Source organism: Streptomyces sp. NPDC096339 (assembly GCF_044762985.1).
Classification (GTDB): Bacteria; Actinomycetota; Actinomycetes; order Streptomycetales; family Streptomycetaceae; genus Streptomyces.
Genome location: NZ_JBIWFI010000008.1, coordinates 1 through 23,714, shown reverse-complemented (window position 1 = coordinate 23,714; position 23,714 = coordinate 1). Strand labels below are relative to the sequence as shown.

Genomic DNA, 23,714 nt, shown 5'->3' with positions numbered 1-23,714 from the left:
TCGAAGGCATGCGCGTAACCCTAGGCCTTCGCGGTCTCGCGGTCCAGGAACACCGCGTCGGCCGGCTCCTCCGGCGGGGCCGGCCGCGAGGACTGCGCGATGAACGCACCGCCCAGCACCAGCCCGCCGCCGACGATCTGCCAGGTGGAGAGGTGCTCGCCGAGCAGGATCCACGCCAGCACGGTGGCGACGACGGCCTCCAGGAAGGCCACGACGCCCGCGATCTGCGGCGAGAGCTTGCGCACGGAGACGACGCCGGTCAGGTACGCGAAGACGGTCGCGATCAGTACCACCCAGCCGAGCAGTACCCCGGCGGGCACCATGACGTCGCCCAGGGCCGCCTCCCCGCCCAGCACCTGCCAGTCGATCTCCCACGGGCGGGCGATCACGGTCATGACGAGGGCGCCCACGACCAGGCCGTGCGCGGTGACGCCGAGCGGGTCCGGGGCGTCGTCCCCGTCGGAACCCTGGTCGGCGAAGATGAAGTAGGAGGCCTGGCACAGGGCCGCGCAGAGGCCGAAGACCACGCCGAGCAGGTCGAGCCGCAGCCCGGCCCAGATCTCGACCACGCAGGCCAGCCCCACGACGGCCACGGCCGCACCGGCGGCGGCGCCCCGCGTCACGGGCTTGCGCTGGACGAAGCGGATGTAGCCGAGCAGCAGCGCCGGGCCCAGGTATTCCAGGAGCAGGGCCACGCCGACGGGAATCCGGGACAGCGAGGCGAAGTAGAAGGCCTGTACGCCCGCGACGGCGACCAGCCCGAAGCCCGCGAGCAGCGCGGGCTTGCGCCGCACGAGACCGCGGTGGCGCCAGGCCAGCGGGGACAGCACGAGCGCTGCCCCGGCCACCCTGAGCCAGACCATCTGGAGGGGGTCCAGACCCGCCTCGATCAGCGGCTTCGCCGCCACTCCGGAACCACCGAACGCAACCGCCGAGACGAGGGCGAGGCCCAGTCCGGCGTTCTTCCCTGACGCTTGCATCGGGCCATCATGACAGGGCCGGTCAGGACCGTCACGGCCATGACACCTGTTGAGACGTACACGACACCCCGACCGCCACTCCCGACGCCCGCCCCGCCGATTTCTGACAGGTCGTCAGTATTGAATGTTCCGCCCGCCGGGGCTACGTTCCGCCGCACGTACCCGACGAGAAGGGGTGGTCGCATGGCTGAAGTCACCGCGGAATCACGCATCGAGGCGTCCGCCGCGAGGGTCTGGTCCCAGCTGACGGACTGGGACGCGTACGGCCAGTGGAGCATGACCCACACGAACTTCCCGAAGGGCGGACCCGAGACCCTCGCGGTCGGCTCCACCTTCGCCGAGAACATGAAGATGATGGGCTTCCCGGCCGAGGTCGTCTGGACCGTCTCCGAGCTGGAGGACGAGCGCGTCTTCGCCATCACCGGCAAGGGCCCGATGGGCGTGGCGGTGCTCACCCGCTACACGCTGACCCCGGACGGCGGGGCCACCACCGTCCGCATCGACGGCGAGTTCACGGGCGCCGCGGTCTCCCTGATGGCGGGCAAGCTCAAGGACTCGGCGACCGCCGCGCTGAACGAATCCCTGCGCAAGCTGGCCGGTCTGGTCGTCTGACCTCCACGCAACGACGGAGCGCCCCGCGAGAGGACTCGCGGGGCGCTCGGTCGTTCGGGGCCAAGGGCCCGAGGTCAGGGACCAGGGGCCAGGGGCCCGAGGCCAGGGGCCCGAGGCCAGGGGCCAGGCCGGATCAGTGCTCGTCGGCCAGGATCAGGTAGAGCTTCTTGCGGGCGTCGTTGATGACGGCGAGGGCCTTCTCCCGCTGTTCGGGCGAGCCGGTCTTGAAGACCTGCCCGAAGGCCTCCATCAGGCCGACTCCGGCCGTCCGGATCTCCTGCATCGCCTCGAAGTCGAAGCCCCGCCCGGCATCCGCCCAAGGGGCGTCGGGCCCGGACTCGGCCTCGGCGCGACCGGCGTCGGTGAGCGTGAACAGCTTCTTGCCGCCCTCGCTCTCACTGACGATCAGGCCCTCGTCCTCCAGCAGCTGGAGGGTCGGGTAGACCGAGCCGGGGCTGGGCTTCCACGCCCCGCCGCTGCGCTCGCCGATCTCCTGGATCATCTCGTAGCCGTGCATCGGCCGGTCGGCGAGCAGCGCCAGGATCGAGGCGCGTACGTCACCGCGCCGAGCCCTGCCGCGCGGTCCGCCCCGACCACCGCGCCCGCCGAAGGGTCCGCCGCCGAAGGGAGGCCCGAACGGGCCGAAGGCGGCGCGCAGCCCCCTGAACTCCTCCCGACGATCGGGCCCGCAGTGGCCATGACCCCGTCCGTGCTCGTGTCCGTGACCGTGGCCGTGTTCGTGCTGTCCGCGTGAACGCATGACTGCGCTCCTTCCGTCACTTCGTAGTGGTTCGTCTCGGTTCATCGGTTTTCCGATGTCTCCACTATCGATGACCGATCGCGATGCGTCAACGATATATCGGAAACTTCTTCGCCGAAGAGGTGTAGGGTCCACGTCAATTGAACGCGTTCAATTGACGTGGAGGGGGCTCTCACCATGGCGAACCACATGGACACCACCGGACGGCAGCGCACCGACAGCTGGAGCGGAATCGCCCCGGGCGCCGAGACCGTGGCAGGGACCGTGCTGCTCTGCTCGGCGCTCTACGCGCAAATCACCTCATTCGTGGGAGAGCCCTACGGCCGGGGCTACGGCGGCGGCATCGCCGTGCTCTTCTGGCTCTTCGTCATGTGCGTCCCAGGTCCGTTCATCGCGGTCGGGCTGGGTTTCCTGCACAGCCTGCTCTTCACCACGCCGGCGATGGTGGCTTCGAACCTCGCGGGTCTGCGCACCCGCATCTCCGCGCCCTACTGGGCAGTGCCGGCCGTCATCGTGCTCGCGGCCGGGTACGCCGCACCGCTCTCGCTGCTCGCCGACACCTCGTACGCCGCCACGTTCTGCTGGATCGCGGCCACCGGGGCGCCGCCCGTGGCGGTGGCGGTGTTCGCGCGGATGCGGCAGGTGCCGAGGAGGAAGGTCCGGCTCTGGGCAGTGGCGCCGTCCGTGGTCGCGGTGATCGCCACCTTCTGCATCGGAGCCGCTGCGCCGGCGTACCGGGCGCCCGTCCTCGAGCGCGCCGACTACATCGGCGAATGGGCCGGCGACCACGTCCGCCTGGAACTCGGCCCCGAGGGCGAGGCGGTGGTGCACCAGCTGCCGGTGCACGACGGGTTCGACGTCGTGAGCCACTGTTCGGGCAACGGGACGTGGGAATCCGGAGAGGCGACGTACGGCGAGCGGGCGGGCATATCCCTGACCATCCCCGGCTGCGAGCGCGCGGAGCGGGTCTGGCTGGTGGCCGGGACAGCCGAGCACCCGGAACTGTTCGTACTCATGGGTGACCCGGACGACGGGGAGATGGCCGTCGTACGCAAGCAGGCCGGGTAGGGGTCTCCGGCGGATCCCGCCCGTCAAGCCCGCGTCGTCCGGCGCCTCGGGGTCTCACCGGGCCCGCAGGGCCGGGGCAGCGCCGCGAGGCGCGGAGACCGGTGCCGGGCGGCACGCCGGGAAGGATCCGCGAGCGCCTGCCGGGGCGGACCCGCGCGACACCAGGCCAGTCACCCCGCATTGGCCTTTGTCGGTGATCAAGGATCCGTCCTACCGTCTGGGCATGCGCATCCGAATCGTCGACGCCTTCACCGACCGTCCCTTCCACGGGAACCCCGCTGGAGTCCTGATCCTCGACGGCGGGTTCCCGCCGGACGCCTGGCTCCAGCAGGTCGCCTCCGAGATGAACCTCTCCGAGACCGCCTTCGCCCACCCCCTGCCGCCGGGTGGCGACGCCGACTGGGCGCTGCGCTGGTTCACCCCGGCCGCCGAGGTCGACATGTGCGGGCACGCCACGCTCGCCACGGCACACGTACTGGCCACGAACGGGCTCGCCAAGGGGCTGATCCGCTTCACCGCGCGCTGCGGCGTCCTCACCGCCGAGACCGCCGAGGACGGCACCATCACCCTGGACTTCCCGACGTCCTCCCTGACCCCCGTCCCGGCGCCGACCGCCGTCGACCACGCGCTCGGGGGCGCGCCGATCCTCTCCGTGCACGACACCGCCTCGCACATCGGGGACCTGCTGATCGAGCTCGCCGACGAGCAGACCGTGCGCGAGCTGGAGCCGGACCACGCCGCCCTGCGGGCCTTCGCCAAGCGCGGGGTGATCGTCACCGCGCCCGCCGAGGACCCCTCCCGCGGGTACGACTTCGTCTCGCGGGGCTTCTTCCCCGCCTTCGGGATCGACGAGGACCCGGTCACGGGCAGCGCGCACACCGCGCTCGCCCCGTTCTGGGCACAGCGCCTGGGCCGGGACGAGCTGACCGGCCTCCAGGGCGGTGCCCGCCAGGGGCTGGTCAAGGTCACGCTGGCGGGTGAGCGCACGCTGCTGACCGGGCACGCGGTCACCGTCCTCGACGGGGAGCTCCTCACGGCCCCGCCCACGGAGCCCGGGGCCGAACGCGCGGAGTGACGACGGGGCACTGACCCGGGCCGGCCCTTCCCGGCCCGGTCAGCCCTTCGAGCGCGACTTCGCCTTCGCCTTCGCCTCCGCCTTCGCGCGAGCTGCTCTGCGCCGCTCGTCCTCGTGCTCCGTCCAGGCGGCCGAGTCGATCCGCTTGCGGTAGACCTGTGCCGGCTCCGCCGCGCCCAGGTGCACCGTCCACACCCACAGGGCGGCCGACACGGCGAAGAAGACGCCCGCGACCCCCAGGTAGGCGGCGATTTCGTCGGACTCGGCGGCCCCCTCCTGGTGGGCGAAGCCCGGTACTCCGGTGACGAGCGCGTTCACGTACCACGCGAGCGCCCCGTTGAACAGGATGAGCGAGATCCAGTAGACGACCCGCATGTTCTTCGCCGGGCCGCTCAGCTCCCCCAGCAGCAGGAGCCGCCGCAGCGAGACCGGCCCCGTCCGGTGGCGGCCCCCCGTGTTCTCCTTGGCCCGCCGCACCGACGCGTAGCACTCGTCCAGCCACTGCCCCGGCTCCGGGTCCGGTGCCGGCGAGTCGGTCGGCGCCAGCTCCTTGGCCTGGATCCAGCCGTTGAGGAACTGGATCTCCAGCTGGGCCTTCTCCAGTCGCCTGCGGTAGTGGTGGTCGCTGGTGCGCGCCTCGCGGCGGTCGCGGATGAGGAGGCTGATCCCGCCCACCAGGCCGGTGACCACCGGCACGAAGAACGGTGCGAACGGCACCAGGGAGTCCATGACAGCCACCGCGCGCGCCTCCTCGCTCCCCCTTCAGCCTCGCACTGCCTCCGCGCCCGCCACCGCCCGGCGGGGCCGATCGGGTGGCCGCGTGGCCGCGCCCCGGCTCAGGGCGTCGGCAGCCATCCCACCTTGCCCGCGAGGAGCGCGTACCCGCCGAAGGCCACGATGTCGAGCAGCGCGTGAGCGACGACGAGCGGCCCCACCCGCCCCCAGCGGCGATAGGCGAGCACGAAGACGACGCCCATCACCATGTTGCCGATGAAGCCGCCGATGCCCTGGTAGAGGTGGTACGAACCGCGCAGCACCGAACTGGCGAGCAGCGCGGCCATCGGCGACCAGCCCAGCTGGCCGAGTCTGCGCAGCAGGTAGGCCAGCACGATGACCTCCTCCACCACGGCGTTCTGCACCGCGGAGAGGATCAGCACGGGGAACTTCCACCACACGTCGGGCAGCGCCTCCGGCACCACCGTGAGGTTGGCCCCGCTCGCCCGCGCGGCCAGGTAGAAGGCGAGCCCCGCGCTGCCGATCCCGGCCGCGACGAGCGCGCCCCGGCCCAGGTCCCACCAGGGCCGGGTGCGGTCGAAGCCGAGCACCCGCAACCCGGGCGCCCCCTCGCGCGTCAGGAAGTGGGCGACGAGCAGTACGGGGACCAGTGCGGTCGCGATCCCGAAGAGCTGCCAGGCCAGGTCCAGCCAGGGCCGGCCCGGGGCGTGCGAGGCGTTGAGCGTGGCGGCCTGGTCCTTGAGCCCGCCCGGTTTGGTGAGCGAGCCGATGAAGCTGATCAGCGAGGAGAAGGCGCTCGCCCCCAGGGACAGCGCGAGGACGAGCAGCGTCTCCGTCCGCAGCAGGCCGCGCCGCCCCTCCCCGCGCAGTTCCACGTCCACCGGTTCCGGCTCCACCCGCACGCCCGACTCCTGTCCCTGCCACCCAGCCACCCTGTCCCGACCACCCCATACTGCCTCCTCGGCGGCGGAACGGGATCACGGAACCCGGGGGCGGGCGGCCGGTCAGGCCGGGTCCGCACCCCCCAACCCCACGGGCCAGGTGTGCACGGGATCGCCCTTGTGCATCAGCTCGCTGTAGCGCCGGGTGGTCGCGGCCAGCGCCTCGTCCCGCTCCAGCCCGGCCGCGAGGGCCTGGTGGTAGGTGTCCACCTGCCAGGTCGCCCCGTTCACCCTCCGTCGGCAGCGCTCCTCGATGATGCCGAGGTAGTGGTCGCGGTCCGCGGGTTCGATGCCCCAGGCGTCCAGCCCGGCCGCCGCCATCGGCAGCAGTTCGTCCAGCACCAGCCGCACCGCCGGTACGCTCACCAGTCCCCCGGCCCGGCCCCGGCGCGGCCACCGCACGCGCGCCTCGATCCCGTACCGGCAGGCCGCGTCGAAGTTGGCCTCCGCCTCGGCGAAGGGCAGCCTGGTCCACACCGGGCGCGGCTCGTCCGCGAGGGTGCGTACGAGCCCGTAGTAGAAGGCGGCGTTGGCGACGACGTCGGCGACGGTGGGCCCGGCCGGCAGCACCCGGTTCTCCACCCTCAGGTGCGGCGCCCCGTCGGCGACCCCGTACACGGGCCGGTTCCAGCGGTAGACCGTGCCGTTGTGCAGGACGAGTTCCTGCAGCCGGGGCACCCCGCCCTCGTCCAGCACCCGCAGCGGCTCCTCCTCGTCGCAGATCGGCAGCAGGGAGGGGAAGTAGCGGACGTTCTCGGCGAAGAGCTCGTACGCGGAGTCCACCCACCGCTCCCCGAACCAGGTGCGCGGGCGCACCCCCTGCGCCTGGAGCTCGACCGGCCGGGTGTCGGTGGCCTGCGTGAACAGCGGCGGCCGCGACTCCCGCCACAGCTCGCGCCCGAACAGGAAGGGCGAGTTCGCGCCGACGGCTATCTGGACGGCCGCCACCGCCTGCGCGGCGTTCCACACGTCCGAGAAGCGGGCCGGCGTGACCTGGAGGTGCAGTTGTACGGAGGTGCAGGCGGCTTCCGGCACGATCGACCCGGAGGTCCAGGTCAGCCGCTCGACACCCTCGATGTCGAGAGTGAAGTCCTCGCCGCGCATCATCAGGATCTGCTCGTTCAGCAGCGAGTACCGGTCCACCGCCGACAGGTTGGCGGCGACCAGGTCGCCGCGCGAGATCGTCGGCAGAATTCCGATCATCACCACCCCGGCGTCGATCTCCACGGCCTGCCGGTGGGCGTAGCCCAGCCCCGCGCTGAGTTCCTCGGCGAGCCGGTCGAATACGCGACCGCCGAGCCTGTGCGGGAGGACGTTCACCTCCAGGTTGAACATTCCCAGTTCGGTCTGGAAATCCGTACTCGCAATCCGCTCCAGCACCTCCGCATTCACCATTCTCGGCAGCCCGTCGGCACCGGCGAGATTCAACTCGATCTCCAGTCCCATCATGTTCTTCGGGCGATCGAACCTCCCCTCCGCCAGAAGTCGCTCCAGTCCCTCCAGACACTCGTGGAGCTTCCTTCGATACCTCTGCCGATCGGACAGGTCGAATCCGCCCGCCACGACCTTCTCCCCCATCGAAGCGTCCCTCCTCGACTGGGCCTGGCCCTGGGCACCCAGGCGCGCGTTACGGTCGATGATGCCCCGACAGCGTGATCCATAACGCCCGGGGGGCGTGCACTGCGCGGAGCGCGCGCCGGTTTGGCCGAAGGGCGCTCCGGCACATTCACCTGGCAAGCCGACTCGTGCAAATTCCGCCTCGCCTTTGCCCGTTCTGGATAACCGACGCTTTTCAGCCGGGCCCCCGTCCGGTAACCTCCGAGGTCAGCGCGACATGTTCGCGCCCATCCGGCATGAATGCCATGTCAGCGGGACCGGTAAGCGCCTTGTCGGCAATAGGCGGGACAGCTAGCCGAAACACTGCGTGAACACATGTCGTATAAACTCCGCAAACGAGGCAGAGAGTTGGCGCGCGGCCATTGCCCCTCAGCCCCCCTCTGGCCCCAGAATGCGACAGCGCCGTCCGCACCTCCCCCTTCCACAGGTCTCCCAAGTGAGAGGCGACCCACCATGCCGCTGCACGTCCCTCCGGCTCCCGCGTCCGCCCTGCGCAGTGTCCTCGCGGCTCTCGGTTCCCCCACCGCGGTCAACGAGGCGCACACTCCCGCCCTGCGCGCACTCCAAGGGCCGGTGACCGCCGAACTCCCCCTCCCGGTCCACGTCCTCGACCGGCTGGGCATGTCCAATCTGGCGGCCGGCGGCAGGCCGCCGCGCACCCGGCTCACCGGCTGGCGGTTCCTCATCCGCAGCGGCGACCGGTTCGTCGCCGCGGCCGATACGCGTCTGACGCCGGACGGCTGGACCTTCTCCCACTTCTTCGAGGGCCCGTACGTCGCGGCCACCGAACGCGCCCTGCGCCAGGCGGAGTCGCTCGGCAAGGGGTACCAGCCTCGGCTGCTGTCCGTACCGGAGCTGTACATGCTGACGCTGTGGCTGCACGGGGCGGTCGGCGCCGATCCCTCCGCCGGCCTGCCCGCGGGCGAGGACCTGCTGGTGCCCCTGGCTCCGGCCCCGCCCGGCATCGCCGCGTACCGGCCGCATCCGGTCTCCGAGCTGCTGCCCGTGATGACCCACCGGCTCACCCCCGCGACCCCGCCGATCCCGCCCTCCCTGGCCGCTCCGGCCGCCTGACCCGATTGGCCCATTCGGGTTAGTCCGCCCGGGCCACCGCCGAACCATCCGAAATGACAGGGGAGTTGGCCTGAACCGCCCGCACGAGTGATGCGTCATCAATCTGTGAGGACAGCCGGCGGGAAATCCCTGCGAAGCGGCTGTCCTGGGGGAAGACTGAGGACACGCTCCCCGCGGGTGCGGGGATGATCCAGGGGGACGGCCATGAATCACGCATCGAGCCGTAGCACACAGACCACGTCGCAGCGAAAGAACGCATCCATGTGCCAGCACCAGCCAGCCTGCCCGTCAGCCGAATCCGCCGACCGGGAGGCGGCCCGCCCGGTGGCCAACCACCCGGAGCAGGGCTGGAGCCTGCTGTGCAACGGCGTCCTGCTCTTCGAGGACACCGGCGAACTGCTTCCGGACGGCCAGATCATCGCCCCGCACCGGCCGCTCGCGGTGGCATAGGACGGATCGGGAACGACGAAGGGGCCGGCCCGGGAGAACCTCCCGGACCGGCCCCTTCGTCATCGGTCAGTTGTCGTACTCGTCCAGCGGCGGGCAGGAGCACACCAGGTTCCGGTCACCGAACGCACCGTCGATGCGGCGCACCGGCGGCCAGTACTTCTCGGCGGCCGTGACCCCGCCCGGGAACACGGCCTCGTCACGGGTGTACGGGTGGTTCCACTCGCCGCCCAGCGCCGCGGCGGTGTGCGGGGCGTTGGCCAGCGGGTTGTCGTCGACCGGCCACTCGCCGCCCGCGACCCGCTCGATCTCGCCGCGGATGGCGATCATCGCGTCGCAGAAGCGGTCGATCTCGGCGAGGTCCTCGGACTCCGTCGGCTCGATCATCAGCGTGCCGGCGACCGGGAACGACATGGTCGGCGCGTGGAAGCCGTAGTCGATCAGGCGCTTGGCGATGTCGTCGACGCTGACGCCCGTCTCCTTCGACAGCGGACGCAGGTCGATGATGCACTCGTGCGCGACCAGGTCACCCGGGCCCGTGTAGAGCACCGGGTAGTGCGGCTCCAGGCGCTTGGCGATGTAGTTGGCGCCGAGCACCGCGACCTGGGTGGCGCGCTTGAGGCCCTCGCCGCCCATGAGGCGCACGTACGACCAGGAGATCGGCAGGATGCCGGCGGAGCCCCACGGCGCGGCCGAGATCGGGCCGACGCCGGTCTCCGGACCGGCGGTCGGCTGGAGCGGGTGGTTGGGCAGGTACGGGGCCAGGTGCGCCCGGACACCGACCGGACCGACGCCCGGACCGCCGCCGCCGTGCGGGATGCAGAAGGTCTTGTGCAGGTTCAGGTGCGAGACGTCGCCGCCGAAGTGACCCGGCTTGGCCAGACCCACCAGGGCGTTGAGGTTCGCGCCGTCCACGTAGACCTGGCCGCCGGCCTCGTGCACCTGGGCGCAGATGTCGGCGACGTGCTCCTCGAACACGCCGTGCGTGGACGGGTAGGTGATCATCAGCACGGAGAGCTCGTCGCGGTACTGCTCGATCTTGGCGCGCAGGTCGTCCGCGTCCACCTCGCCGTCGTCGGCGGTCTTGACGACGACGACCTTCATGCCGGCCATCACGGCGCTGGCGGCGTTGGTGCCGTGCGCGGAGGACGGGATGAGGCAGACGGTGCGCTGCTCGTCGCCGTTCGCACGGTGGTAGGCGCGTACGGCCAGCAGACCGGCGAGCTCACCCTGCGAACCGGCGTTCGGCTGGATGGAGACCTTGTCGTAGCCGGTGACCTCGGAGAGACGTTCCTCCAGCTCGTTGATGAGCGTGAGGTAGCCCTCGGCCTGCTCCACCGGGGCGAAGGGGTGCAGCTGGCCGAATTCGGGCCAGGTCACCGGCTCCATCTCGGTGGTCGCGTTGAGCTTCATCGTGCAGGAGCCCAGCGGGATCATGCCGCGGTCGAGCGCGTAGTCCTTGTCCGAGAGCTTGCGCAGGTAGCGCAGCATCGCGGTCTCGGAGCGGTGCTGGTGGAAGACCGGGTGCGTCAGGTAGGCGTCCGAGCGCAGCAGGCCCTCGGGGAGGGTGTCCGCCGAGGTCTCGTCCAGCGCCTCGATGTCGGCGCTGACACCGAAGGCGGCCCAGACGGCCTCGATGTCGGCGCGCAGGGTGGTCTCGTCGCAGGCGATGGAGACGTGGTCCGCGTCGGCCTGGTGCAGGTTGACCCCGCCCTCGCGGGCGGCGGCCACGACCTCGGCGGCGCGGCCCGGGACGCGGGCGGTGATCGTGTCGAAGTACGCGCCGTGCACGATCTCCACGCCGCCGGCCGTCAGACCCGCGGCGAGCAGGGTCGCGTAGCGGTGGGTGCGGCGGGCGATCGTCCGCAGGCCGTCCGGGCCGTGGTAGACCGCGTACATGGCGGCCATGACGGCGAGCAGCACCTGCGCGGTACAGATGTTGCTGGTGGCCTTCTCGCGGCGGATGTGCTGCTCGCGGGTCTGCAGCGCCAGACGGTACGCCTTGTTGCCGTCCGCGTCCACGGAGACGCCGACGAGGCGGCCCGGCAGGGAGCGGGCGTGCTTGGCCTGGACGGCCATGTAGCCGGCGTGCGGTCCGCCGAAGCCCATCGGGACGCCGAAGCGCTGCGTGGTGCCGACGGCGATGTCCGCGCCCAGCTCGCCCGGGGAGGTCAGCAGCGTCAGGGCGAGCAGGTCGGCCGAGACGGTGACGATCGCACCGAGCTCGTGCGCCTGGTCGATGACCGGCTTGATCTCCCGCACGGCGCCGGAGGCACCCGGGTACTGGAGCAGCACGCCGAAGACGCCGCGCTCGGCGATCTCGGCGGGGATGCCGTCGCTCAGGTCGGCGACGACCACCTCGACACCGGTCGGCTCGGCGCGGGTCTCGATCACCGCGATGGTCTGCGGCAGGGCGTCGGCGTCGATCAGGAAGACGCCGCCCTTGACCTTGCCCACGCGGCGGGCCAGCGACATGGCCTCGGCGGCCGCGGTGCCCTCGTCGAGCAGCGAGGCACCCGAGGTCGGCAGGCCGGTGAGGTCCGCGACGAGGGTCTGGAAGTTCAGGAGCGCCTCGAGGCGGCCCTGCGAGATCTCCGGCTGGTACGGCGTGTACGCCGTGTACCAGGCCGGGTTCTCCATGACGTTGCGGAGGATCACCGGAGGCGTGAAGGTCCCGTAGTAACCGAGACCGATCATCGACGACAGGACCTGGTTGCGGTCGGCGAGCGAACGCAGCTCGGCCAGCACCTCGGCCTCGGTCCGCGCCTCGGGCAGGTTCAGCGCCTCGGCGGTCTTGATCACATCCGGTACCGCGGCGGCGGTCAGTTCGTCCAGCGAGCCGTAACCCACCTGAGCGAGCATCTTCGCCTGCGCCTCGGCGTCCGGACCGATGTGGCGCTGCTCGAAGGGGATGCCTCGCTCCAGCTGGGAGAGCGGAATGCGGTTGGCGGTCATGTACGGAGGCCTCCTGGTCGTACGACCTGCGAGGGGCACCACGGCGCGGGCACCCGGACGGCCTCCCCCTCTGTCATCTCAACCTGAGAGTTTCACCGGTCGCTAGAGGGTCGCTCGAGCCACCGGCTTTCACCGTCGGTGAGGAGGGGAACCGGCACTGCGCGCCCGGCACCCACCCCTGCTTTCCAGAGTGGCCTCGTCCGTGCGGTACGTATGCCTGAGAGATTCCGGGGAGGATTTGCTCCTTCGGCGCCTCCGTCGTTCTCACTCGGAGGACTCTCCCGCACAGGGTCGACAGCCGGCACCCAGCCTACCAGCGAGGATCCGGACCCTCCCCGAGTGGCCTCTTCTTGGGATATGCACTTCTGTAGTCATTACGGAGGAGTTGCGACCATTTGGAGGGACCGTGCAGACCGACATCGATCCGCGCAGCCTGATCGGCCGCAAGGCGTTCGACCGCAATGGCACCAAGATCGGCACCGTGGACGAGGTCTACCTCGACGATGCCACGGGCGTCCCGGAATGGGCCGCCGTCCGTACGGGCCTGTTCAGCCGGGACGCGTTCGTTCCGCTGGAGCCGAGCGAGCTGGTGGACGACGCCCTGCGGGTGCCCTTCGACCGCTCCCTGATCAAGGACGCCCCCGACTTCGGCGTCGGCCGCCACCTCTCCCCCGAACAGGAGCTCCAGCTCTACCACCACTACGGCCTGGACGTGACGCTCCCCACGGACTTCCAACGCGACTTCGGCCACCTGGCGGGCGACGACGACTGAACCGGACCCAGCCTCGCCGCGCACCCACCCGGCCCCGCGGCGTGCCGGTGTGCTCCGCGCGGCCGGGTCGGGCGCGCGGCGGGGCGGCCCGTGCTCCCGCGCCGGCGGGGTCGGGTGTGCGGTGGGGCGCCCCCGCAGGGCGTCGAACGCGGCCACGTCGTACTTGTCCGCTGCCCCTGCACGTTCGACGCCCGACGAGGTGCCCCGGCGCGCGCCCGGCCCCGACGGCCGTTAGGCGCGGCCCGGACCGGGGTGCCGCTGCGCGGAGCCGTCCCCTACCCGCCCTTCCACCGTTCCCCGGGGCTCCGCCCGGACCCTCCCCCAGCTACCGCTGGGAGGTACCCCCGGCCTCAAACGCCGGACGGGCTGTAAAGCCCCCAGGGTTCCGCCCGGACCCGTCCTGGGGCTCCGGCCCCAGACCCCGCGCCTCAAACGCCGGCGAGGCTGAAAGGGCCGTCACCCGCCCGCGGTACCCGCATTCGCGGCCCCCACCAGCGGCAGTGGGTCGGACGGCTCCAGCTCCGGATCGTCCACCCGGAAGGTCCGGACCCGCCCCGGCTCCGATCCCGGCTGCTCGAACCGCACCGTCACCCGCCCCACCCCGCTGCCCTGCACCCACCCCGGCCCGTACACCGAATGGAGTACGTCGACCCCGGCCATCCACCGACGCTCCGCAGCGGGCTCGGGCTCCGCCCCCGGCGCCGCGGACCACGGGTCCAAGGACGCCTCGGGCCCGGCGGCCGGTGCGGCCTCGTCCGGCGGCTCGGCGGCCCCCTCGGCCCCCTCCGCCTCCTCGGCACGGCCCACCGCCGCCTGCGCGAAGAGGTCCTCCTGCGTGTAGTCCGCCAGCCCCGTCACGCCCACCCCCAGCAGCCGCACCCCGCCCGTGGTGTCCACGCCCTCCAGGAGCCGCGCGGCGGCCTCGCGCACCACTGCGGGGTCGTCCGTGGGGCCCCGCAGCGTCTCGGAGCGCGTCAGCGTCGAGAAGTCGTACCGCCGCACCTTCAGCACGATCGTGCGCCCGGAGTGCCCCGATTCGCGCAGCCTCCGCACGCACCGGTCCGCCAGCCTCTGCACCTCGCCCCGGATCCGGACCCGGTCGTGCAGGTCCACGTCGAAGGTGTCCTCGACCGAGACCGACTTCGCGTCCCTCTCGGCGACCACCGGCCGGTCGTCCAGCCCCAGCGCCATCCGGTACAGGCCCACGCCGTGCGCGCGCCCGACCATCCGGACCAGCTCGTCCTCCCCGGCCTCCGCCAGCTCCCCCACGGTGGTGATCCCGGCCCGCCGCAGGTGCTCCCCGGTGGCCGGTCCGACGCCCGGCAGGGTCCGCACCGACATCGGCGCGAGGAGCTCCCGTTCCGTCCCCGGCTCGATCAGCAGCAGCCCGTTCGGCTTGGCCTCCTCGGACGCCACCTTGGCCAGCATCTTCGACCCGGCCAGCCCCACCGACCCGCTGAGCCCCGTAACGCCCCGGATGTCCGCCCGCAGCCGCTCCCCCGTCGCCAGGGCGCTCGCCGAGTCGAAGGCGACCCCGCCCGCCTCCAGGTCCACGAAGGCCTCGTCGAGGCTCAGCGGCTCCACCAGTGGCGACAGTGCCCGCAGAAGCGCCATCACCTGGTCGCTGACCTCGCGGTAGAGGCTGAAGCGCGGGATGAGGTAGGCACCGTTCGGGCAGAGCCGCCTCGCCTGCGCGGTCGGCATCGCGGAGTGCACCCCGAACCGCCTGGCTTCGTACGAGGCGGTCGCGACGACCCCCCGCGGACCGAGGCCGCCGACGATGACGGCCTTGCCCCGCAGGCTCGGCTTCGACGCCTGCTCCACCGAGGCGTAGAAGGCGTCCATGTCCAGATGGAGGATGGTCGGCGCGGCTCTCACAGCCCCGATGCTGCCCTACGCCTCTGACATTTCCATGCCGGATTTCCGGGGGCCGCCCCCGCGCTCAGACGGCGCGGTTGCGGCGCGCCGCGAGCTCGTCCGCCGGGTTGTGCCCGACCAGGGTCTCGCCGGTGTCCACGCGCTCCCCGTGCAGCTGCGACAGCGCGCTCTCGACGTCGCGCCACACGACGCCCACGGCGATGCCGAAGACGCCCTGTCCGCCCTGGAGCAGGCTCACGACCTGGTCCGGGGAGGTGCACTCGTACACGGTGGCGCCGTCGCTCATCAGCGTCATGCGCTCCAGGTCGCGGAACCCGCGGTCCCGCAGGTGCTGCACGGCCGTGCGGATGTTCTGCAGCGCCACCCCGGTGTCCAGGAAGCGCTTGACGATCTTGAGGACCACCACGTCCCGGAAGCTGTAGAGACGCTGGGTGCCCGACCCGTACGCGGGCCGCACGCTCGGCTCCACGAGCCCGGTGCGCGCCCAGTAGTCGAGCTGCCGATAGGTGATGCCGGCCGCGGCGCACGCCGTCGGCCCCCGGTATCCGATCTGCGCGGGCGTCTGGTCGCCGCCCACCTGTCCGACCGGCGTCGAATCCGGCTGACGGCGCGCGGAACCGACCGCACTGCCGTGCAGCGGGTACGGTCCCCCGTCACTCCGCGCGGGGGTGCCCCCGGTCGTACCGTCGCCCGTGATCCTCACGCCGACCCTCCGTCCTTGACCTGCCACCTTGAAGGTAGGCAGTCACCAGGGGTGCGTCAACGATCGCCACACTCGGCACGCCGAGTGATAATCACCCTGAGAGTGGTTTCCCGTATCCCCTTGCGGGGAAAGGCTACTCGAATGGGCTGAAAGTTCCCGGCGGTCCGGGCCGATGGGCGGCCCGGACGGCGCTCACTGCGGGCCGGTACCGAAGTCCTCGGGCGAGATCTGGTCGAGGAACTCGCGGAACTTCTCCACCTCGTCCTCCTGCTCGTCCGGAATGGCGATTCCGGCGTCGTCGAGGACGCCGTCACTGCCGTAGATCGGCGTCCCCGTCCGCAGGGCCAGCGCTATGGCGTCGGAGGGCCTCGCGCTCACCTCGACCCCGCTGGCGAAGACGAGCTCCGCGTAGAAGACGCCCTCCCGCAGATCCGTGATCCGGACCTCGGAGAGCTCCTCGCCGATCGCTTCCAGCACGTCCTTGAACAGGTCGTGCGTCAGCGGCCGCGCAGGGGCCATGCCCTGCTGCGCGAAGGCGATCGCGGTCGCCTCCCCTGGTCCGATCCAGATGGGGAGGTACCGGTCGCCTCCCACTTCACGCAGGAGCACGATCGGTTGGTTGGAGGGCATTTCCACCCGGACACCCACAACGTCGAGCTCGTTCACACAGCAACCCTAGGACCTGCTCGGCAGGTTTGGGTAGTCGGGGCCCCACTCGGGCCGTCCGGCTCACCTCAGACGGACCCCGAGAGCCGTCTGTACGAGGGCCTCGTGGAGCCTTACGGACAGCCCCGCGAGTTCCTTCATCGTGGCTTCGGCGTGCGCCCTGGTCTGCGGATTGCGGTGGCGGCGCAGCGGTGCCACGACCTGCTCCACCAGACCCGCCTCGCGGTCCGCGGCGGCCTTCATGGCGCGCAGGTGTCTCGGCTCCAGTCCGAAGCGCCCCAGATCGGCCACGAGCCGGGCCACCGTGACGGCCTCGGCGTCGAATCCGCCGCCCGGAGCCTCCGCGAGCAGCCCGTACGACTCCCATTCGACCAGCTGCACCTCGTCCACCTCAGCGGCCGCCAGCAGCTCCGCACGGCCCACCCGGGCCACCGTGGGCCTCTCCCGGCCCACCTCGCCGTAGAGGGCCACGGGGCTGCCGGGATCGACCGTGCCGTCCGAGTCCGTGTGTGCCGTGGGCGCCGGGATGCGGATCTGCTCGCCTCGGGCGAGCGCGTCGAGCTGCTCGCGGATGACCTTCAGCGGGAGGTAGTGATCACGCTGCAACCGCAGGATGTGCGCGAGGCGCTCCACGTCCTCGGTGCTGAACTTGCGGTACCCCGAAGGCGTGCGCCGGGGCTCGACGAGCCCTTCCGCCTCCAGGAAACGGATCTTCGAGATCGTGACTTCGGGGAACTCGTCACGCAGCGTGGTGAGCACGGTGCCGATGCTCACCAGCCGCCCGGCGGCGCCGGCGGTGCCGTTGTTGGAGGCACCGCCGGTCGGGGTACGCAGCATGAGACCTTCCCAGATCGGGTCAGACGCCCCGCAGGCTCGCGTAGAAGACCAGCCGGTACTTGCCGATCTGCACCTCGTCGCCGTTGTGCAGGGCGACGGAGTCGATCGGTTCCCGGTTCACGTACGTGCCGTTGAGGCTGCCGACGTCGGAGACGGTGAATCCGCCGTCCTGGCCCCTGCGGAAGTCGACATGGCGCCGGGAGACGGTGACGTCGTCCAGGAAGATGTCGCTCTGCGGGTGCCGGCCCGCCGTGGTCAGTTCGCCGTCCAGCAGGAAGCGGCTACCGGAGTTGGGACCGCGCCGCACGATGAGCAGGGCGGAACCGGGCGGCAGTGCCTCCACCGCGGCCTGGGCCTCGGGGGACAGCGAGGACGACACGTGCGTCTGTCCCGACACCTCGGCCTCGTAGGCCTCGAGGCCCGAGATCGAGATGGTGGACGTGGTCTCCGAGGCGCGCTCCGGCGTCAGACCCGCCCGCAGCGGCGCCCCGCAGTTGGAGCAGAACCGACTGGCCGCATCGCTGCGGTGTCCGCACCTGCTGCAAATCTGCTCGGCCGACATGGACGGCTCCTCGCGCCGCGGCTGCCCCGCGGAGGCATTGGTGGCGTACGGGTCGGAGGCAAACCCTCCACCCGTAGTTGAGGTTGATGGTTCACCGAAACCTATGCGTCCGGTACCAGCAGGGTCAACAGTCGACGCGCCGGAAGCGCCCGAATTGTCACCCGCGCCGGCCACCTCGTCGCGGAAGAGCGGCCGGTCGCCCTGCCCTTCCACGTCACCCTGCCCGGCACGGTGACGTGCCGAGCCGCTCTCTTCGCGGTTCTTCTTGCCGAACAACTTCTCAAACAACTTCACGGGCGATTCCCCTTGACCGAAACAGACCCGCCCGTGGGGCAGGACGAACTCCGAATGCAGACACCTGCCGACCCGGACATTCTCACAACGTCCGTAACCACCAGACAGTTTCCACCACACACCGCGACTTCGGTGCGTCGACCCCCCGCAGGCATCAGCCCGCGTGAGCCGGCCCACTCTCCGCTCCGCATCATCACGATGACGACCGAGCGTAGTCAGGCTGCTTCGCAGCCCGCAAGGCATCCACGACGATCTTCGCCGACCGTGTGACGGCGACGGTGGCCTGCTCCTTCTCCAGCGTCTGGACGACACCGCCGGGGATGTTGAGCGCGGGCTCCAGATCCTGGGCCTTGCCGATCACCCTGAACTCGTAAGGCTGTGTGATCTTCTTACCGTCGATCGCGACCCCACCGTCCTCATCGGAGAAGTACGAGCCTGCCACGATGCGCACGCCGTTGATCTGGATCGCCTCGGCCCCGGCCGCCCGCAGCTCCTGGAGCGCGTCCAGCAGTTGGTCGGACCGCACCTTGCCCGTGGGATCTGTGATCTTCAACGTGATGCCCGGCCCCTGCGCTGCCACCGTACCGGCCAGGATGCCGAGTTGGCGCTCCTTCTCCACGGTCTGCTTGCGCGCCTCCTCGGCCTGGTTGGAGCTGCTCTCCAGCTCCTTGCGCTGCGCCTCCAGGCGCTGCTTCTCGTCCTCGAGGCGCTTGGTCCGCCCGTCGAGCTCGTCGAGGATCCGTACGAGGTCCTCCTGGCGGGCTCCGCGCAGCGCGCTGGACTCGCTGTTCGACCGCACCTGGATGGCCAGCCCCAGGCCCAGCACGAACAGCAGCAGGGCGACGATCAGTTGGGCACGGCTCACCCGCGGCGGCCACAGCCCGGCCGCCAGCCGCTGCCGGCCCGTCTGTTCGGCGGGCTCCGGCACGTCCTTGGCCGGCTCCGGCACGTCCTTCCGCGGCTCCGGGGTGTTCTCCGGCGGCTGCTGCGCGGCCCCCGGCTGCTCGGGGGTGTCGTCCGTACTCATCGGCCTCACGCCCGGAACACGTGCCGACGGATGGCCGCGGCGTTGGAGAAGATGCGGATGCCGAGGACGACGACGACACCCGTGGAAAGCTGCGATCCGACGCCGAGCTTGTCGCCGAGGAAGACGATCAGGGCGGCCACGACCACGTTCGACAGGAACGACACCACGAAGACCTTGTCCACGAAGATGCCGTCCAGCATCGCGCGCAAGCCGCCGAACACGGCGTCCAGCGCCGCCACCACGGCGATCGGCAGATAAGGCTCCACCACGGCCGGCACTTCGGGCCGGACCAGAAGTCCGGCCACCACTCCGACCAAGAGGCCCAGTACCGCGATCACGATGCACCCTTCTGCTGCTCTGCTGCTGTAGCTGTACGTACGGTCACGCTCGGCGCGGCCGGCAGCCGCACCTCGTCCGCCGCGGACAGGGTGTAGCGGATCCCGTAGCTCTCCTGCAGCACGTGCAGGTACTGGCCGTCCGCCGAATCCTGGAAGGCCGTGCCGAGCCGCTTCTTGTCCCCCACCGCCAGCACTTCGTAGGGCGGCACCAGCGGCCTGTTGTCGACCAGTATCGCGTCACCCGCGGCCCTGATCGCCGAGAGCGCCGTCAGCCGCTGCCCGTTGATGGAGACGGCCTCCGCCCCGGACTGCCACAGCCCGTTGACGATCTTCTGCATGTCGCGGTCGCGCACCCGGCCGGTGTCCGAGAACCCGGCGCTCTCGCGCGGTCCGCCGCCGCCCCCGTCGGAGGCGCCCTTGGCGTCGTCGACGACCAGCTTGATCCCGGGGCCCCGCACTTCCGTGGCACCCGACAGCAGCGCCACGAGATCGCCCTGTCCCCCGCCGGGCTGCTTGAGCGCCGCACGCTGGCGGTCCGCGACATCGGTCCGGAGCCGCTCGATGTCCCGCTCCAGGCCGTCCGCGCGGTTGTCCGCGCGCTCCACGCGGTCGATCAGCTCCTGACGCTCCTTGGCCAGCACCGGCGCGGACACCTGCGCCTGGGCGGCGCCGAGCGTGACGACCAGCGCCGCGAGCACGAGTCCGGCGGCGAGCCCCAGCTTGGCCTTGAGGGTGCGGGGCAGACCCGACGTGCCCTCCGCCTCACGGCGGGCCGACGCCTCCGCGTAGCCCTCGTCGAGGCTGTGGTCCATCACGTGCGTCAGCAGCGACATGGAAGCGTCCGGGCGCGGAGGCACCGGGAACGCCGAACTCCGATTGTGGGGCGGCTGCGACATGCCGCACATCGTCGCATGTCGGCGCCGTACACACCGAATGCGCCCGTCCGGCGGTACGGGCGAGGGCCTTCCCCCCGCCCGTACCTCCGGACTTCGATCCTCCGTGGATCAGTGCCCGGCGCTCAGTGCCCGGCCCCGTCCACCACGCCCGCCCACTCGTCGAGCAGCGCCTGCGCCGAGGCGTCGTCGGGACCTTCGGCCCACAGGTGCGTGACCGCCTCCGCCGGGTCGGGCAGGACCAGGACCCACCGCCCGTCGGCCTCGACCACCCGCACCCCGTCGGTGGTGTCCACCTGCCGGTCTCCGGCCGCTTCCACGACCCGCCGCATCACGAGCCCCTTCACCGCCCACGGGGTCGGCACGTCCCGCTTGAGGACGTGGGCGCGCGGGATCCGGGCGTCGATCTGGCTCAGCGTGAGCTGCGTCCTCGCCACCAGCCCGAGCAGCTGGACGAAGGCGGCCGAGCCGTCGAAGACACTGCTGAACTCGGGAACGATGAACCCTCCGCGGCCGTCTCCACCGAAGATGGTGTTCTCGGCCCGGCCCACCCGGGTCAGGTCGTCGGGTGAGGTCGTCGTCCACTCCACCTGGGTGCCGTGGTAGGCCGCGACCTGCTCGGCGACGCGCGTCGTGGTCACCGGCAGCGCGACCTTGCCGCTGCGCTTCTCCGCGGCCACCAGGTCGAGCAGTACCAGCAGCGCCCGGTCGTCCTCGATGATCCGCCCGCGCTCGTCCACCAGGGAGATCCGCTCGCCGACCGGGTCGAACCGCACTCCGAAGGCAGCCCGCGCCGAGGCCACGATCTCCCCGAGCCGCACCAGCCCGGCCCGGCGGGACTCCGCGGTCTCCGTCGGCCTGGACTCGTCGAGCCCCGGATTGATCGTGAGGGCGTCGACCCCGAGACGCCCGAGCAGGCTGGGCAGGACGAGACCGGCGCTGCCGTTCGAGGCGTCCACGACCACCTTGAGCCCGGCGTCACCGATCCCGGTGGTGTCCACCTGTCTCAGCAGCGATCCGGTGTACGAGTCGAAGACGCTCGACGGGAAGTGCAGGTCGCCGATCTCTCCGGGGAAGGCGCGCCGGTACTCCTGGCGTGCGTAGACCCGGTCGAGCTTGCGCTGCTGCGCCTGCGAGAGGTCCGCCCCCCGCTCGTCCAGGAACATGATGTCCACGGAGTCCGGCACACCGGGCGAGGTCCTCAGCATGATCCCGCCGGCGCTGCCCCGCGCGGTCTGCTGCCGGGCGACCGGCAGCGGGACGTTCTCCAGGTCACGCACCTCGATGGCGCTGGCCTGGAGCGCCGAGATCACCGCGCGCTTCAGCGCCCGGGCGCCTCGGGAGTGGTCTCGGGCGGTGGTGACGATCGCCCCCTTCTTGAGGGTGGTCGCGTAGGCACCGGCGAGCCGGACCACCACCTCGGGGGTGATTTCCACGTTCAGGATGCCGGAGACGCCGCGTGCGCCGAACAGGTGCGCCTGGCCGCGGGACTCCCAGATCACCGAGGTGTTGACGAAGGCACCCGCCTCGATCGTCTTGAAGGGGTACACGCGCACGTTCCCCTGGACGATCGATTCCTCGCCGACGAGACACTCGTCGCCGATGACGGCCCCGTCCTCGATCCTCGCGGAGCGCATGATGTCGGTGTTCTTGCCGATCACGCAGCCGCGGAGGTTGCTGTGGGGCCCGATGTACACGTTGTCGTGGACGACGGCCTTGTGCAGGAAGGCCCCGCTCTTGACGACGACGTTCGACCCGACGACGGTGTGCTCGCGGATCTCCACACCGGCTTCGACCTTCGCGTAGTCCCCGATGTACAGCGGCCCGCGCAGCACCGCGTCCGGGCTCACCTCGGCCCCTTCGGCGATCCACACGCCCGGCGAGATCTCGAAGCCGTCCATCTCGACCTGGACCTTGCCCTCGAGCACGTCGGCCTGCGCCTTGACGTAGCTCTCGTGCGTGCCCACGTCCTCCCAGTAGCCCTCGGCCACGTAGCCGAAGATCGGCCGGCCTTCCTTCATCAGCTGTGGGAAGACGTCCCCGGACCAGTCGACCGAGACGTCCGGGTCGACGTAGTTGAAGACTTCCGGCTCCATCACGTAGATGCCGGTGTTCACGGTGTCGGAGAACACCTGGCCCCAGGTCGGCTTCTCCAGGAACCGTTCGACCTTGCCCTCCTCGTCCACGATCGTGATGCCGAATTCCAGCGGGTTCGGCACCCGGGTCAGGCACACCGTGACGAGTGCGCCCTTCTCCTTGTGGAAGCGGATCAGGTCGGTGAGGTCGAAGTCGGTCAGCGCGTCGCCGGAAATGACGAGGAACGCGTCGTCCTTCAGGGCCTCTTCGGCATTCTTGACGCTGCCGGCGGTGCCGAGTGGCTTCTCCTCGTTGGCATAGGTGAGCTCCATACCGAGCTCTTCGCCGTCCCCGAAGTAATTCTTGACGAGCGACGCCAGGAACTGCACGGTGACCACGGTCTCACTGAGCCCATGCCGCTTGAGGAGCCTGAGCACATGCTCCATGATCGGCCGGTTCGCCACCGGCAGGAGCGGCTTGGGCATGCTCGAGGTCATGGGGCGAAGACGTGTGCCTTCACCACCGGCCATCACGACGGCCTTCATGTCGGAAGAATCCTCCTTGAGAGACGACGGTCGTGCCGACCTCACCCGTCTCGGACGGTGACTCCCCGACTCCACCGTGGCTTCCGGTCGGGCGGGCTCAATCGGCGGTGGCGTCCGCCTTCACGAGACGGCGGACTTGAACCACGTACAGGATTCCTGCCCACCAGTAGAGCGTTGTACCCCATCCCGCGAACGCCCATCCGAAAACTGACCCCATCCAGGCCAACCAACCCGTCCCGTCACTGAGCAGCAACAAGGGGAACGCGTACATCAGGTTGAAGGTGGCGGCCTTCCCGAGGAAGTTGACCTGCGGCGGCGGATAGCCGTGTCGGCGCAGGATCCACACGTTGACCAGCAGCATCAGATCGCGGGCGAGCAACGCCACGGTCAGCCACAGGGGAAGAATCTCGCGATAGGTCAGACCGAAGAGCGTCGACAGGATGTACAGCCGGTCGGCGGCGGGATCCAGCAGCCGGCCGAGGTTGCTGATCTGATTCCAGCGCCGTGCGAGCTTCCCGTCGAGGTAGTCACTGATCCCGCTGAGCATGAGTACGGCCAGGGCCCACCCGTCGTACTCGGCGAGGATCAGCCACAGGAACACGGGCACGCCGGCCAGGCGAGCCATGCTCAGGATGTTCGGAATGGTGAAAATTCGGTCGGTCTGAACCCGAGTCTCCTGGACCTCCACCCGGGGGCCTCCACTGTGACGGTAGAAAGGTTGAACGATGCCCCTTGACCCTACAGGAGTCCGCACAGGCACCCGGAACGCAGAAAAGCCCCGCACCGAACCCTGAAGGGCTGGTGCGGGGCTTTCCCACAATGATTGTTCGGCGGCGTCCTACTCTCCCACAGGGTCCCC

At 70.7% G+C, this 23,714-nt stretch carries 22 protein-coding genes and 1 riboswitch; of the genes, 6 read left to right on the top strand and 16 right to left on the bottom strand.

What is annotated here, in order from left to right; translation table 11 throughout:
- Window positions 1–20: 20 nt before the first annotated feature.
- Window positions 21–980, bottom strand: coding sequence for an EamA family transporter (locus tag ACIQ5Y_RS13615; RefSeq protein ID WP_403879282.1), 960 nt, complete (start codon window positions 978–980; stop codon window positions 21–23).
- A gap of 183 nt (window positions 981–1,163) precedes the next feature.
- Here ACIQ5Y_RS13615 and ACIQ5Y_RS13610 point away from each other — a divergent pair, with 183 nt between their 5' ends.
- The gene (locus tag ACIQ5Y_RS13610) at window positions 1,164–1,592 is read left to right on the top strand and encodes an SRPBCC family protein (protein WP_403879280.1); all 429 of its coding nucleotides are present in this window, start codon (window positions 1,164–1,166) and stop codon (window positions 1,590–1,592) included.
- 133 nt (window positions 1,593–1,725) lie between these two features.
- Here the strand turns inward: ACIQ5Y_RS13610 and ACIQ5Y_RS13605 are convergent, their stop codons facing one another.
- A complete protein-coding gene (locus ACIQ5Y_RS13605) occupies window positions 1,726–2,352 on the bottom strand; it encodes a PadR family transcriptional regulator (RefSeq protein ID WP_403879278.1) in 627 nt (208 codons plus the stop codon).
- 177 nt (window positions 2,353–2,529) lie between these two features.
- On the opposite strand from ACIQ5Y_RS13605, the gene ACIQ5Y_RS13600 reads away from it, so the two are divergent.
- Entirely contained in the window at window positions 2,530–3,420 is an 891-nt protein-coding gene (locus ACIQ5Y_RS13600) for a hypothetical protein (protein ID WP_403879276.1), read from the top strand.
- A 223-nt stretch (window positions 3,421–3,643) separates the two neighbouring features.
- Window positions 3,644–4,495 carry a PhzF family phenazine biosynthesis protein gene (locus tag ACIQ5Y_RS13595; RefSeq protein WP_403879274.1) on the top strand — a complete coding sequence of 284 codons (852 nt, stop codon included), beginning with the start codon at window positions 3,644–3,646 and terminating at the stop codon, window positions 4,493–4,495.
- 39 nt (window positions 4,496–4,534) lie between these two features.
- Here the strand turns inward: ACIQ5Y_RS13595 and ACIQ5Y_RS13590 are convergent, their stop codons facing one another.
- The 3 genes from ACIQ5Y_RS13590 to ACIQ5Y_RS13580 all read right to left on the bottom strand — a co-directional run bounded on the left by ACIQ5Y_RS13590 (window position 4,535) and on the right by ACIQ5Y_RS13580 (window position 7,749).
- Window positions 4,535–5,233: a hypothetical protein gene (locus tag ACIQ5Y_RS13590; RefSeq protein ID WP_403879272.1), complete on the bottom strand. Its 699-nt coding sequence runs from the start codon at window positions 5,231–5,233 to the stop codon at window positions 4,535–4,537.
- Window positions 5,234–5,331: 98 nt separating this feature from the next.
- Window positions 5,332–6,132, bottom strand: coding sequence for a CPBP family intramembrane glutamic endopeptidase (locus tag ACIQ5Y_RS13585; RefSeq protein ID WP_403879270.1), 801 nt, complete (start codon window positions 6,130–6,132; stop codon window positions 5,332–5,334).
- Between the two features lie 102 nt (window positions 6,133–6,234).
- Window positions 6,235–7,749, bottom strand: a complete 1,515-nt coding sequence (locus ACIQ5Y_RS13580) for a glutamate-cysteine ligase family protein (RefSeq protein WP_403879268.1) — start codon at window positions 7,747–7,749, stop codon at window positions 6,235–6,237.
- A gap of 492 nt (window positions 7,750–8,241) precedes the next feature.
- On the opposite strand from ACIQ5Y_RS13580, the gene ACIQ5Y_RS13575 reads away from it, so the two are divergent.
- Complete coding sequence (locus ACIQ5Y_RS13575) at window positions 8,242–8,862, top strand: hypothetical protein (RefSeq protein ID WP_403879266.1); 621 nt, start codon at window positions 8,242–8,244, stop codon at window positions 8,860–8,862.
- Window positions 8,863–9,123: 261 nt separating this feature from the next.
- On the top strand, window positions 9,124–9,312 hold the full coding sequence (locus ACIQ5Y_RS13570; RefSeq protein ID WP_329388107.1) for a DUF5999 family protein: 189 nt from the start codon (window positions 9,124–9,126) through the stop codon (window positions 9,310–9,312).
- 66 nt (window positions 9,313–9,378) lie between these two features.
- Here the strand turns inward: ACIQ5Y_RS13570 and gcvP are convergent, their stop codons facing one another.
- Window positions 9,379–12,264, bottom strand: a complete 2,886-nt coding sequence (gene gcvP / locus ACIQ5Y_RS13565; RefSeq protein ID WP_403879264.1) for an aminomethyl-transferring glycine dehydrogenase — start codon at window positions 12,262–12,264, stop codon at window positions 9,379–9,381.
- A gap of 195 nt (window positions 12,265–12,459) precedes the next feature.
- Window positions 12,460–12,558, bottom strand: a riboswitch (glycine riboswitch).
- Between the two features lie 112 nt (window positions 12,559–12,670).
- Here gcvP and ACIQ5Y_RS13560 point away from each other — a divergent pair.
- Window positions 12,671–13,036 (top strand): PRC-barrel domain-containing protein, encoded by a 366-nt coding sequence (locus ACIQ5Y_RS13560; RefSeq protein ID WP_403879262.1) that lies wholly within the window; start codon window positions 12,671–12,673, stop codon window positions 13,034–13,036.
- Between the two features lie 456 nt (window positions 13,037–13,492).
- Here the strand turns inward: ACIQ5Y_RS13560 and ACIQ5Y_RS13555 are convergent, their stop codons facing one another.
- The 10 genes from ACIQ5Y_RS13555 to ACIQ5Y_RS13510 form a co-directional block, all read right to left on the bottom strand.
- Complete coding sequence (locus tag ACIQ5Y_RS13555; RefSeq protein ID WP_403879260.1) at window positions 13,493–14,914, bottom strand: DNA polymerase IV; 1,422 nt, start codon at window positions 14,912–14,914, stop codon at window positions 13,493–13,495.
- A 64-nt stretch (window positions 14,915–14,978) separates the two neighbouring features.
- Window positions 14,979–15,617 (bottom strand): MerR family transcriptional regulator, encoded by a 639-nt coding sequence (locus ACIQ5Y_RS13550; RefSeq protein WP_403879258.1) that lies wholly within the window; start codon window positions 15,615–15,617, stop codon window positions 14,979–14,981.
- Window positions 15,618–15,809: 192 nt separating this feature from the next.
- The gene (locus tag ACIQ5Y_RS13545; protein WP_384592450.1) at window positions 15,810–16,283 is read right to left on the bottom strand and encodes a bifunctional nuclease family protein; all 474 of its coding nucleotides are present in this window, start codon (window positions 16,281–16,283) and stop codon (window positions 15,810–15,812) included.
- 63 nt (window positions 16,284–16,346) lie between these two features.
- Window positions 16,347–17,120 carry a MerR family transcriptional regulator gene (locus tag ACIQ5Y_RS13540; RefSeq protein ID WP_403879256.1) on the bottom strand — a complete coding sequence of 258 codons (774 nt, stop codon included), beginning with the start codon at window positions 17,118–17,120 and terminating at the stop codon, window positions 16,347–16,349.
- Window positions 17,121–17,139: 19 nt separating this feature from the next.
- Window positions 17,140–18,096 (bottom strand): FHA domain-containing protein, encoded by a 957-nt coding sequence (locus tag ACIQ5Y_RS13535; RefSeq protein WP_403879254.1) that lies wholly within the window; start codon window positions 18,094–18,096, stop codon window positions 17,140–17,142.
- Window positions 18,097–18,169: 73 nt separating this feature from the next.
- The gene (locus tag ACIQ5Y_RS13530; protein ID WP_403879252.1) at window positions 18,170–19,003 is read right to left on the bottom strand and encodes a DUF881 domain-containing protein; all 834 of its coding nucleotides are present in this window, start codon (window positions 19,001–19,003) and stop codon (window positions 18,170–18,172) included.
- 5 nt (window positions 19,004–19,008) lie between these two features.
- Window positions 19,009–19,341, bottom strand: coding sequence for a small basic family protein (locus tag ACIQ5Y_RS13525; RefSeq protein ID WP_373040019.1), 333 nt, complete (start codon window positions 19,339–19,341; stop codon window positions 19,009–19,011).
- Entirely contained in the window at window positions 19,338–20,246 is a 909-nt protein-coding gene (locus ACIQ5Y_RS13520; RefSeq protein ID WP_403879249.1) for a DUF881 domain-containing protein, read from the bottom strand. Before ACIQ5Y_RS13520 ends, ACIQ5Y_RS13525 begins: the two co-directional genes overlap by 4 nt.
- A gap of 113 nt (window positions 20,247–20,359) precedes the next feature.
- The gene (locus ACIQ5Y_RS13515; RefSeq protein ID WP_403879247.1) at window positions 20,360–22,855 is read right to left on the bottom strand and encodes a sugar phosphate nucleotidyltransferase; all 2,496 of its coding nucleotides are present in this window, start codon (window positions 22,853–22,855) and stop codon (window positions 20,360–20,362) included.
- Window positions 22,856–22,952: 97 nt separating this feature from the next.
- Window positions 22,953–23,543 carry a CDP-alcohol phosphatidyltransferase family protein gene (locus ACIQ5Y_RS13510; protein WP_403879245.1) on the bottom strand — a complete coding sequence of 197 codons (591 nt, stop codon included), beginning with the start codon at window positions 23,541–23,543 and terminating at the stop codon, window positions 22,953–22,955.
- Window positions 23,544–23,714: the final 171 nt, after the last annotated feature.